The 11,650-nt window shown below is 64.0% G+C and carries 12 protein-coding genes; 4 read left to right on the forward strand and 8 right to left on the reverse strand.

What is annotated here, in order from left to right; all coding sequences use genetic code 11:
• The 3 genes from GSQ89_RS38560 to GSQ89_RS18345 all read right to left on the reverse strand — a co-directional run.
• A partial coding sequence (locus GSQ89_RS38560) for an SNF2 helicase-associated domain-containing protein (RefSeq protein ID WP_216856255.1) occupies positions 1-1,035 on the reverse strand: 1,035 nt, incomplete at its 3' end.
• A gap of 56 nt (positions 1,036-1,091) precedes the next feature.
• Positions 1,092-2,021, reverse strand: a complete 930-nt coding sequence (gene cysK / locus GSQ89_RS18340; RefSeq protein ID WP_158927864.1) for a cysteine synthase A — start codon at positions 2,019-2,021, stop codon at positions 1,092-1,094.
• Between the two features lie 102 nt (positions 2,022-2,123).
• On the reverse strand, positions 2,124-2,549 hold the full coding sequence (locus tag GSQ89_RS18345; RefSeq protein ID WP_254073267.1) for an Rrf2 family transcriptional regulator: 426 nt from the start codon (positions 2,547-2,549) through the stop codon (positions 2,124-2,126).
• A 477-nt stretch (positions 2,550-3,026) separates the two neighbouring features.
• On the opposite strand from GSQ89_RS18345, the gene GSQ89_RS18350 reads away from it, so the two are divergent.
• Complete coding sequence (locus GSQ89_RS18350; RefSeq protein WP_158927851.1) at positions 3,027-3,674, forward strand: peroxiredoxin; 648 nt, start codon at positions 3,027-3,029, stop codon at positions 3,672-3,674.
• Between the two features lie 156 nt (positions 3,675-3,830).
• Here the strand turns inward: GSQ89_RS18350 and GSQ89_RS18355 are convergent, their stop codons facing one another.
• The gene (locus GSQ89_RS18355; protein WP_158927853.1) at positions 3,831-4,844 is read right to left on the reverse strand and encodes a 1-aminocyclopropane-1-carboxylate deaminase; all 1,014 of its coding nucleotides are present in this window, start codon (positions 4,842-4,844) and stop codon (positions 3,831-3,833) included.
• 142 nt (positions 4,845-4,986) lie between these two features.
• Between GSQ89_RS18355 and GSQ89_RS18360 the strand changes: the two genes are divergently transcribed.
• Positions 4,987-5,466, forward strand: coding sequence for an Lrp/AsnC family transcriptional regulator (locus tag GSQ89_RS18360; RefSeq protein WP_158927854.1), 480 nt, complete (start codon positions 4,987-4,989; stop codon positions 5,464-5,466).
• Here the strand turns inward: GSQ89_RS18360 and GSQ89_RS18365 are convergent, their stop codons facing one another.
• The 3 genes from GSQ89_RS18365 to GSQ89_RS18375 form a co-directional block, all read right to left on the reverse strand.
• On the reverse strand, positions 5,467-6,204 hold the full coding sequence (locus tag GSQ89_RS18365) for a dienelactone hydrolase family protein (RefSeq protein ID WP_158927855.1): 738 nt from the start codon (positions 6,202-6,204) through the stop codon (positions 5,467-5,469).
• 232 nt (positions 6,205-6,436) lie between these two features.
• Entirely contained in the window at positions 6,437-7,780 is a 1,344-nt protein-coding gene (locus GSQ89_RS18370) for a tetratricopeptide repeat protein (RefSeq protein WP_158927856.1), read from the reverse strand.
• A 49-nt stretch (positions 7,781-7,829) separates the two neighbouring features.
• Positions 7,830-8,363 (reverse strand): septal ring lytic transglycosylase RlpA family protein, encoded by a 534-nt coding sequence (locus GSQ89_RS18375; RefSeq protein ID WP_216856256.1) that lies wholly within the window; start codon positions 8,361-8,363, stop codon positions 7,830-7,832.
• Positions 8,364-8,691: 328 nt separating this feature from the next.
• On the opposite strand from GSQ89_RS18375, the gene GSQ89_RS18380 reads away from it, so the two are divergent.
• The gene (locus GSQ89_RS18380; protein ID WP_158927857.1) at positions 8,692-9,411 is read left to right on the forward strand and encodes a sulfite exporter TauE/SafE family protein; all 720 of its coding nucleotides are present in this window, start codon (positions 8,692-8,694) and stop codon (positions 9,409-9,411) included.
• A gap of 10 nt (positions 9,412-9,421) precedes the next feature.
• Here the strand turns inward: GSQ89_RS18380 and arfB are convergent, their stop codons facing one another.
• Positions 9,422-9,877 (reverse strand): alternative ribosome rescue aminoacyl-tRNA hydrolase ArfB, encoded by a 456-nt coding sequence (gene arfB / locus GSQ89_RS18385; RefSeq protein WP_254073268.1) that lies wholly within the window; start codon positions 9,875-9,877, stop codon positions 9,422-9,424.
• Positions 9,878-10,050: 173 nt separating this feature from the next.
• On the opposite strand from arfB, the gene GSQ89_RS18390 reads away from it, so the two are divergent.
• Entirely contained in the window at positions 10,051-11,388 is a 1,338-nt protein-coding gene (locus tag GSQ89_RS18390) for an ABC transporter substrate-binding protein (protein WP_158927858.1), read from the forward strand.
• Positions 11,389-11,650 lie beyond the last annotated feature (262 nt).

Here is an 11,650-nt window from a genome sequence, read left to right on the forward strand (position 1 = left end):
CGTCTTCTCGAACCGGGCGCGATCCACTTCGACCCATTGGCCGCGCAGCAGCACAAGGTCCTCGGTTCCGGCGAGCAAGGTCTGGACCTCATCCTCGGTCAGCGGTTCGCCGTCCAGGATGACGCTCATGCGGAAATCCAGCACCCCCTCCAGCCCCAGCGCCGAGGGCTTCCGGCTGCCGACCGTCCCCGTCACCCGCGCTCGGGCCGGACGGTTGGCGCGCCATGTCGCCGGCATGCGCACGACGACGCCGGCACTCTCCAGGTCCGCCAGGCTATGCAGAAAGCGGGACGCTTCGGACGGCCCCCAGCGCAGCGGATGAAAGATTTCACCCGCATCGATCATCGGCCGCAGCCACGCGCATTGTTCGGCGGCGCGCTGCACCGGCAGCAGCAGGGACAGCAGCTTGTCGCGATTCGCCGCCCCGGCATATTCCCGCAACGCCTGCCCCAGCGGGACATGCTGTGCGCGTGCCTGCGCGGACAGCCGCGTGGTGTAGGTCGCCATGAAGGCGAACGGCTGTTCGGCGTCGCGACGATTTTCCGCCAGGTTGAAATGCACCCGCCCCACAAGGTTCCAGGCCGGGTTCAATGCGTTCAGAAAGCGCTGCAGACCCGTTCCGGCGGCGGCGAGGGCCGCGGCAAATGCCAGCGCCATGTCATCCCACAGCGCCAGCAGGACCGATTCGGTCAGATATTCAGCGCCTTCCATCATCGGCGCCGTCAGCACCAGCGACGCAAGCTCACCCGCATCCGGGACCGGCACGGCCGGGAGCGTTGCGTCGTCCTCCCGCCCCGATGGGTTCAGGCACAATGCCCCGACATAGCGGGCCGCGAAGGCGCGCCACCAGACAAACACCGGCGGCAAGGCCCGCCCGACCTCCCCTGCCCCCAGCCGCATCAACCCGTCTCCGCTACCGCGGGCGAACGCCTCGGTCAGGCGCGTCAGCACCTGAGCGTCGATCTCGGGCGCATCATCCTGCTCCTGTACGATCAGGTGGCCATGCGGTGTCAGGCGTAATCCGAATCGGGGCATCGCGGCACGTTACCCGAAATGGCAACCGGTCGCCCGAGGTAAAGGCGTGGCTGGCTCTATAACCCCGCAAACAACGGCGTGGACAGATAACGTTCGGCAAACGATGCGGCGATGCCGACGATCAGCTTGCCGGCGTTTTCCGGCCGGCCGGCGAGATCGATCATCGCATGCAGCACGGCGCCGGAGGATATCCCGACCGGCAACCCCTCCACAGCCGCGCAACGACGGGCGGCGGCGAACGCTTCGGCTTCCGAAACAGCCAGGATGTCGTCCAGCAGTGCGCGATCGAGCACGGCGGGGGTGAAGCCGGCGCCGATCCCCTGAATGCGGTGCGGTCCCGGGCTGTCGCCGGACAACACCGCGCTTTCCTGCGGCTCCACGCCGACAATCCTCAAACCGGGACGGCGTGGCTTCAGGCCACGGGCGATACCGGTCAGCGTGCCCCCGGTGCCGACGCCGCCGACAACGATATCGACGGTGCCGCCGGTATCGGCCCAGATCTCCTCGGCGGTTGTCGCCTGATGCGCCGCCGGATTCGCCGGGTTGTCGAACTGCCGTGCGATCCAGGCGCCGTTGGTACGGGTCAGAATGGCATCCGCGCGGGCAATGGCCCCCGGCATGCCCAACTTCGCCGGCGTCGTTTCCACCTCGGCGCCCAACAGGCGCAGCAGCTTGCGCCGCTCCACCGATGCGCCCTCCGGCATGACGACGATCAGCTTGTAGCCTTTGGCGGCGGCGACGAAAGCGAGCGCAATGCCGGTGTTCCCCGACGTCGGCTCCACGATGGTGGTCTTGCCGGGGGCGATCTCACCGGCCAGTTCGGCGGCTTCGACCATGGCCAGGCCGATGCGATCCTTCACCGAACCCAGCGGATTGAAGAACTCGAGCTTCAACGCGATGTCGGCGCCCAGATTGTCGGCAGCCCGCAACCGGGGCAGCCGCACCAGCGGTGTGCCGCCGACCAGATCCAGCACGCTGGCGAACATGCGTCCGCGCGGCAGGACCGGACGATCCGGCAAGGGCGTGGGGGCGAATCGCGAGGCTCGATCCGCCGGTTTGGCGCTTCCGCGAGGTCTGGCCATTCGCGGTCAGATCACAAAATTCAGCGGATCGGTGACGGGCTTGCGCAACCCGGCCTTGGCCGCCCGTTTCAACAGATCCTCAATGGTCAGGGATTCGGCCAACGCCAACAGGGCCGCATCGAACTCATTCCATAGCGGCTCGATCACCGCACGATGCAAGCGGCCGCTGAGATCATGGGCGCTCTCATCCAGGCTGTTCAACCCGACGGAGATCGCTTCGGACACCTTGATCAGCCGAGCGGTGCGGCCCAGACGGTAACCGCCGTGCGGGCCGCGCGTGCTGTCGAGCAACCGCTCGCGCGACAAGGCTTGCAGCAACGGTTCCAGCGTGCGGCGGGCCATGCCGGTACGTTCCGCCAGTTCGGCGGCATTCACCACGGTTTCGCCGCCACTGTGGAAGGCGACATCCAGGACGATCGCCAGGGCGACCATTCCACGGTCTCTTCGCGTAAGAAGCATCTTCTCGAACAATCTCCCTGTCGATATTTCATGAATAGCCCATAGTCCGCGGGGTAGCAAGACCTTCCTGCCATGTACCGAAATAGAAAACGTTCATGCTGTCTTGCGGCCCGCACCAGGAAATACCTTCCCGGCGCACCTGCATATCGCAGCGCCGCGCTGGCCTGTGCCACCGAAGGTCCGACGCCGCCATGAGTCGCCGGAAAAGTGCCGACAAGGCGTCCCCCACGCGTGGCAAGGGAGCAGAGGATTCCGACGCACGATGGCGTATCGGCCTGAGGCTTCGACCTTATATACGATAATTTCACGTGGTTAAATCGTTGTCACTTGACTCAATAAGATAGTGGATCAAATGTCGCGACCACCGTTCCCTCCAAACGCGATGGCGCCTTCCCGGTGCCGTCGCTTTCTTCACGACCACCGCGTCCCGGCCAGGCAAGGAGAAGACCAATGACCATCCAACTCGGGCAGATCGCCCCTGATTTCGAGCAAGACAGCACCGCCGGCAGGCTGAGCCTGCATCAGCACCTGGGAAGCGACTGGGGTGTCCTGTTCAGCCACCCCAAGGACTACACGCCGGTCTGCACCACCGAACTGGCCGAGGTCGCGCGGTTGAAGCCGGAGTGGGACAAGAGGCACGTCAAGCCGATCGGCCTGTCCGTCGATTCCGGCGAAAACCACGCGGGCTGGGCGCGTGACATCGAAGAAACCCAGGGCCACGCGTTGAATTTCCCGGTGATCGCCGACGCCGACCGGACCGTCTCCAATCTCTACAGTATGATCCATCCGGACGCCGACCCGTCGATCACCGTGCGCAGCGTGTTCATTATCGATCCGAACAAGAAGGTGCGCCTGATCCTGACCTATCCGCCCAGCACGGGACGCAATTTCGATGAGATCCTGCGGGTGATCGACAGCCTGCAACTGACCGATGCGCATAAAGTGGCGACGCCGGTCAACTGGACCAACGGCAAACCGGTCATCATCTCCCCATCGGTATCCGATGCCGATGCGAAGGACCGTTTTCCCGGCGGCTGGAAAACCCTGAGGCCGTATCTGCGGGTGGTCGAGCAGCCGAAACTGCCGCACGAAGCGTAGGCGGCGCTGCCGAACGTCTGGCACGACCCGACGCGGGGTTGGCACGATGTTCGGTACCCGGCTACCGACACGTTGCCAAACCCAACAAGATGGCACCGGGCGGATTGCTGCCCTTCCGTTCCACCGGACCGTATAGGCCTCGGATCCTGCCGAGGCCTAACCGTTCCGGAACGCGTACGCGTAACCATTGATCGCGGGCGCACCACCAAGATGGGCATAGAGGATTTTTGATCCCTCCGGGAAATACCCTTTCTTGACCAAATCGATCATGCCTTGCATCGATTTCCCCTCGTAGACCGGGTCCGTGATCATGCCTTCCAGGCGTGCGCACAGACGGATCGCGTCCTTGGTTTCGTCGGACGGAACGCCATAGACCGGGTATGCGTAATCCTCCACCAGCACGACGTCGTCGTCCTCGATCGGCTTGCCCAGTTCGACCAGCGCGGCGGTATCCTGGGCGATCCGCAGCACCTGTGCCCGCGTCTGCGCCGGCGTCGCCGAGGCATCGATCCCGATCACCCTGCGCGCTCGGCCGTCGGTGGCAAAGCCAACCAGCATCCCCGCATGGGTCGATCCCGTCACGGTGCAGACGACGACGTAGTCGAACGCAAAACCGAGTGCCTTCTCCTGCGCCCGGACTTCCTCAGCGAATCCGACATAGCCGAGGCCGCCGTATTTGTGCACCGAGGCGCCGGCTGGGATCGCATAGGGCTTACCTCCCTTGGCCTTCACGTCCTGGATCGCTTGTTCCCAGCTTTCGCGGATGCCGATATCGAAGCCCTCATCCACCATCTGCACGTCCGCACCCATGATTCGGCTGAGCAGGATGTTGCCGACGCGGTCGTAGACGGCGTCCTCATGCGGCACCCAGCTTTCCTGCACCAGGCGGCATTTCATGCCGATCTTGGCAGCGACCGCCGCGACCATCCTGGTATGGTTGGACTGCACGCCACCGATCGAGACCAGGGTGTCGGCGTTGGAGGCAATCGCATCGGGGATGATGTATTCGAGTTTTCGTAATTTGTTGCCGCCGAAGGCCAGGCCGGAGTTGCAGTCCTCGCGCTTGGCGTAGAGTTCGACCTTACCCCCGAGATGGGCGCCAAGGCGCGCCAGTTTCTCGATCGGGGTTGGCCCGAAGGTCAGTGGATAGCGTTCGAATTCCTCCAGCATGAGGATCCTCTTTCTGTCGATACGATGAACTGGCAGGTAGCATCATCGCGACGGAAGGTGCTCTCGAAGATACGCGATATATTTCTGTATATGTTGGTATCTATGCATTCCATTCGTCGTATCTTCCGAAAGTTGGAAAAATATGGAAGAATCTTCAACACGGTTCGGACTCGACCGGATCGGCCTGAAAATGCTGCGCCTGCTCCAGGGGAACGGCAGGCTTACGAACGCCGAACTGGCGCAACGGGTCGATGTCAGCCCCGCGACGTGCCATCGCCGCACCCAACGGCTGTTCGACGACGGATATATCAAGCATGTCCGGGCGATGGTGGCGCCGGACAAGGTCGATCGGGGCGCGCTGGTCATGGTCGGCGTCGTGCTGGACCGCTCGACCCCGGAAAGCTTCGCGGCGTTTGAGGCCGCCGTCGCGAAACTGCGGTTCGTCCTCGATTGCCATCTGGTGGCCGGCGATTTCGACTATTTCCTGAAGATCCGGGTGGCGAACATGGCTGATTTCAACCGGATCCATGGCGAGCAACTGATCGGACTGCCCGGCGTGCGGCAGACGCGCACCTTCTTCGTCATGAAGGAAGTCGTGGACAACGCGCCGCTGGATTTCTGACTACGGCCCTAGACGCTGGTTTAGCGCCACAAGCGTACGTTGCCATGAATCGGTGGCAGCGTACGATTTGTAGTTCACGGTCATGAAACCATGTTCGGCGCCGGGATAAACGACGAGTTCGAACGGCGCGCCGTGATCCTTCGCATAGGCCGCCATCTTCGTGATCGTCTCTATCATGCAACAGTGATCGTAATTGTCCGCGTCGCCCGCGAACACGAGGGTTGGCACCTTCCAGCGGTCGATGAGGGCTTCTTTGTCAGGGATAAACCTGGTGCCTGGATAGAAGGCCACGACCATGGAAATGAGATCGGGCTGGGTGTTGGCGTGTACGATCGCGGTCCCGCCGCCCAATGAAAAACCGACCACCGCGACCTTCCCCGGAATCGCATGCGGGGAATGTTGTGCATTAATAATAGCTTGGCGTAGGTTTTCACCACCTTTGACATCCCACCGCGGGAAGTCATTGGCGTCAAACAGCACGGCATAATAGCCGAGGCTGGCAAATTCACGAGCGTAGTTGGAATAGGCTACCGGTCCGTGCAGGCCACCAAGCACGATGACCACGCGTCCCTGCCCGGCCGGCGGCACAAACTCCTGATACCTGACATGTTCCAACGGCGTCGCGTCCCGCCACAACAGACCCTCCAGCGGTGGCGGCGCGTCGGTGTGCGGCGAACACCCCATCAGGCCCGTGTTGAGCAGCGCCAGGACGATGAACGCCTTCCACATCGGTGACATGTCCGGCTCCTTCTCCGCCGTTTCGGCCAGCCGCCAGGATACACAATCCTCCATAAGCTGCCACCGGCGTGCACGGTTTGTCACCTCTCGGGTCGTTCCTGGCGCGCACTGGCGATTTCGCTCACCCGGGCCTCCGCGCTCTGGCCATCCGCCCGGGGGTCATTCAGGCCGACGGCGTGGGACGGAGACCGCCTCGCCCTCTCCAACCGGTCAAAACCTCGGTGCCGAAGTATTAGGCCGCCAGCAGATGCGCGCCCATCGCGTAACCGCGCCGCCGTGCCGGTGGGACCGGGTGCCGCCCGGCCACGCGCTCCATCATCAGCCGCACATCGCTCTCGGCCCCGGCTTTCAGCGCGGAATCGAGGAACACCTGCTCCAGCACATCCTGCTGGGCGTGGCTGCCGCCCATACGGTACATGTCCGCCAGCACCGGCCGCATCAATGCGACGGCTTCGGCATGCCGCCCCTGCCCGTTCGCCAGCACCGCCCGTGTGACCGGCAGCGCGATTCCCCCGACCAGATCGGCCAACGGCCCGCCGCCGCCGGCGAAGTCGCGTATCCCAGCCAGCATCGCGTCCGCCGCGGCATCCCGCCCGGTCGCGGCCAGCGCCATCATCCAATGCGGCAGGGTGAACGCCGACCGGCAGTCACCGATCCTGGCCTCGGCCTTGTCGGCCAGTTCTGTCCAGCGGTCGCCGACCTCGACACCATGCCGCCCCAGCCGGAACAGCATCGAGGCCGCGTTCTGCACATCGATGTAAAGATCCGGCATCGCCCCGGTCAGCGGCGACGCCAAGTCGCGGAATCCCGAGTCGTACAGCGACAGCACCTTGGGGTAATCGCCCAGTTCCAGGTGATACATCGCCTGGTGCCACCAAAGATGATGCTTGAGATTGTTGCTGCCGTCCCAGCGCGATTGCAGCCCCTCGACCCAGGCGATGCCTTCCAGGCGGCGGCCGGTCATCTCCAGCACATGCGCCACGCCGTGCACCGCCCACAGATCGCCGGGGTCCTGCCGCACTGCTTCCCGCCCTGCGCTCTCGGCTTCCAGGTAGTAGCCGGCTTCCTCATGCGCGAAGCAGCGGCAAGCCAGGATCGACCCGAATCCGGGCAGCGCGGTGCTCCAGTGCGGCTCCACCGCCAGCACCGAGGCCAGCATCGCGTCGACCCGCCCCGACCAAAAATTCACGAAATGGGCGAGTCGGAACGCCAGGATGTCGAGCGGATGGTCACGCAGGATCTGGTCCCACACTGCCACCGCTCCATCTGCATCACCGTCGGCCCAGTGGGACAGCGCCTCGGCATGGGCTTTCTCGCGCGGGGTGCCGGCACAGTGCCGAGCGGCGGCCAGGGCGGTGCGCGCCATGGGGACGGTATCGGCGCGGTAGCCCATCAGCGCCAGATAGCCCTTCAGGCAATGCGCCAGGCCGAAATCAGGGTCCGCTGCCAGCAGCGCTTCCATGCGCGCGGCCATATCGGCCCGATAGCCCAGATAACCGTCGACGGCGTGGTCGAACGCGGCGGCCGCCTGTTCCGATACCGTGGTCAGCGCCAGCCCGCGACAATCCTGCAGCATGATCGGTCCCTCCCCGCCGTACCGTTTAGCACGGATCGCGGGGCAACCGTCAGACCGGGTTGAGGGTCACCTCGGCGAGGCCACGCTGGATGATGCCCAGTTCGCTGGCAGCGGCGCGCGACAGATCGACGATCCGATGCTGCGAATAAATCCGGTCGGTGATGGTGACGATGACACTGCGATTGGTGCCGGCCAACACCACCCGCACCTTGGTGCCGAACGGCAGCCAGGCGTGCGCAGCGGTCATCGACTCCTGGTCGAAGCGGACGCCACTCGCCGAACGGCGACCGTTGTAAGCCTGGCTGTAGAACGACGCCTTACCCGCTTCACCCATCCAGGCGGCCGCGTCGCCGTTCACCGCCGGATGAAACGCGGCCTCCCGAACCACGTGAGCCGTCCGGATGCCGTGGGCGGTCCGCACCGAATGCCCTGCCCGAACGACATGCCTGGTGCGGTGGACATGCGCCTCCCGCACATGAGCGGGACGAACACCGTGCGATGGACTTCGCGCGAAGGCGTCATGCGACGTCATGGCGAGAAGTGCGGAAACCGCAACGAATGCGGTCGCGAAATGTTTATTCATCATGCCTCACTGAATTAGGGGCGAACGGTTAACAAAATATGAATAACCGTTTCGATAATGGTTTAGGGCGCAATATCGCCCTATCAACGCGGTCGAAATGACCAACATTGCATTAACGGAATTCACCAGATCGGTGAATTTGCGGTATTTTTTCGTACCGCGAGAGGTTTTCCCCCGCACCATGGTTATGAAGATGCTTCTTTTTGACTGGGCTGACAACCCCGTAAATTGTCATTTTCTCCTCGGTTTGACTGAAAATGCGGAACGGATAGATTGCAATCAAACGCGTCCAGGGACCAGAAATCGTGTTCATTCAATGATATGCAGTTTGATTGTAACAATAATCGGTGTGCTTGCCGCCGCGATTCTGCGTGGATTTACCGGATTCGGATTCGGTCTCGCTGCGGTTCCACTGCTCAGCCTCGCTCTGCCGCCGGCGCAGGTCGTCCCGCTCGTGGTGACGTTGCAGGTGGTCATCGGACTCGTTGGCCTGCGCACCGCTGTGACCGAGTGCGATTGGCGAGCGGTCCGGATGCTGGCGCCCGGGCTGGTGATCGGCATCCCGATCGGCCTGCTGATCCTGACTTCTCTGCCGGCCAACCCGGTGCGCCTGACGATCGGTGTGGTGATCGCGTTTTCCGTCTGGTTGATCCATCGCGGCATCCGCCTGCCGCCGAACCCGTCTCGGCTGCTCAGCCTCGCCGTGGGTGCCGTCGCTGGTGTCATCAGCGGACTGGCCTCGATGGGCGGTCCGCCCATCGTCGTGTACCTGCTGGCGCTTGGGCACTCCCCCGCGCGCATGCGGGCCACCGCGATCGTCTATTTCATGCTGGCCAGTTGCGCCGTCCTGGTCCCGATGGCGGCGCGCGGCCTGATCACGCAGCAGGTGCTGGTCTGGGCCGCCGTCGCCGTCCCCGTCGTGTTTGCCGGATCGGCGATCGGCACCTGGGGTTTCCACCGAGCCAAGCCGCGTCATCACCGGATGGTGGCGCTGGTGATCCTGTCGGCGTTGGCGATCCTGCTGATTGGCCGTTCGCTGCTGGGCTGACTGGCCCGGCTCACTCCGCGTCGCCCGCCCCGCGCCGGCCACGCTTGATCTTCCCCCGGTGCGCCTTTTCGTCCAGCCGCCGCAGTGTCGACCCATAGCTGGGTTTGGTCGCCACCCGCCGCACCGGCGCGATCGTCGCCCGCCGGATCAGCGCGATCAGCGCCGCCATCGCCTCAGCACGATTGCGGTCCTGCGTGCGGTGCTGCTGACTGGTGATCAGGATGTCGCCGTCCAGCGTCAGCCGCCGTCCCGCCAGCTTTTCCAGCCGCATCCGGACCGCATGCGGCAGATCGGCGCGATCCAGCGACAGGCGCAGTTGCACCGCCGTTTCGACCTTGTTGACGTTCTGGCCTCCGGGGCCGGACGCCCGGATGAACGTTTCCTCCACCGCCTTTTCGTCGATGGAGAGCGTCCTGGTCACCTGGATCATGGAAATACGCCGAAATCCCGCGGAAAGGGCCAGCATAGCGGGAACCCGCCGGGCGCGCGACCGTGCCGATTCGCGGTGGCGATCGCCCGCGACAACACGGCGCGGTCACATTTCAGAGCCACTTAGTCTTGTTTCGAAAGCACCGCTGAGGAATACTCCGCCAACAAAAATGGCAGGCAAAACGCCGGCTGATCCGGGAGGGTACAAGAATGAAGTCACGCATGACGCGCCGCAAGGCAATGCGCCTTGGTGCTGCCGCGGGAACATTGCCACTGGTGCATATCCGGACCGCCGGCGCCGCCGGGCGGCTGAAAGTCGCGCTGTGGGACCACTGGGTCCCGGCCGGCAACGATGCCATGCGGAAGCTGGTCGCCGCCTGGGCAGACAAGAACAAGGTCGAGGTCGAACTCGATTTTCTGACCGCCATCGGTTACAAGATCAACATCACCATGGCCGCCGAGGCGGAAGCCAAGACCGGCCACGACATCTACGCCTTCGACATGTGGACGGTGCATCAGTTCGCCGACCAGCTCGACCCCGTCGACGACATCATGAAAGGCTTCATCGAAAAATACGGCAAGCTCGGGCGCGCCTATGAGTATCTGGGCGTCTCGGACGGGGCCTGGAAAGCCGTGCCGGTGGCCTGGGGTTCGGCACCGCTGACACCCTGTGGCCGGATCAGCATGCTGCAGAAATACGCCGGCATCGACATCCAGAAATGGTTCCCCGCGCATGAAGCCACGCCGGAGACCTCGGCCGACTGGACCTATGAGACCCAGTTGAAAGCGGCGGAGGCCTGCCACAAGGCGGGCTTCCCCTTCGCGTTCGGCTGCGGCCAGACCACCGACTCCAACCAGACCTGGGGTGCGACCTTTGGCGCGTTTGGCGCCGACCTGGTGAACGCCAAAGGCGACATCACCGTCGATTCCGACAATGTGCGGGCCGTGCTGGAGTATGCCAAGCGCATGGTCCCGTTCCTGCCCACCGACACCGTCAGCTACGACGACGCCTCCAACAACCGGGCACTGATCTCCGGGAAGTCGGCGTTGATCTGGAATCCACCGTCGGCCTGGGCGGTGGCCAAGCGCGACGCACCGCAGGTCGCCGAGGATTGCTGGACGTTCCCGAACCCGCGTGGGCCGAAGGGACGGATGGTGCCGATGCGGCCGTATTTCTTCGGCCTGTGGTCGTTCGCGCAGAACAAGCCTGCGGCGCGCGACTTGCTGACCTATCTGGGTTCCCGCGAGCAGATGGAGACCTTGACCACGGCGGTCTCCGGGTACGACATTCCGCCGTATCTCTCGATGTCGGACTTCAAGATCTGGGGCGAGGTGGAGCCGCCGAAGGGCACCGTCTACAATTACCCGATCCGCCCATGGCACAACGCCGAATACTACATCACCGGGTCGTCGGGCCCGCCGGACATCGGCGTGCAGGCGTGGAACCGCGGGGTCATCCCGACAATGGTGTCCAAACTGGTCGCCGGGCAGACCATCCAGCAGGCGATCGACTGGGCGAAAGACGAATTGGAGGGCTACACACGGTAGCCAGCACCGGCCCAGCCGGGACCGTCCCCATCGTCACGGCGCGCTCTTATCGTCACGACGCGCTCTTATCGTCATGGCGCGCTCTTATCGTCATGGCGCGCTCTTATCGTCATGGCGCGCTCTTATCGTCATGGCCGGGCGTGTCCCGGCCATCTCCGCACCGTCGGATGAAGCGCGGATGGCCGGGACACGCCCACGGCTGTCTGGCACGATTTTTGAGTCCTGAACGCAATATTTCGCTGTACAAGCCGCACGGTATTGA

The sequence above is a fragment of the Acidisphaera sp. S103 genome (genome assembly GCF_009765975.1).
Lineage (GTDB): Bacteria > Pseudomonadota > Alphaproteobacteria > Acetobacterales > Acetobacteraceae > Rhodopila.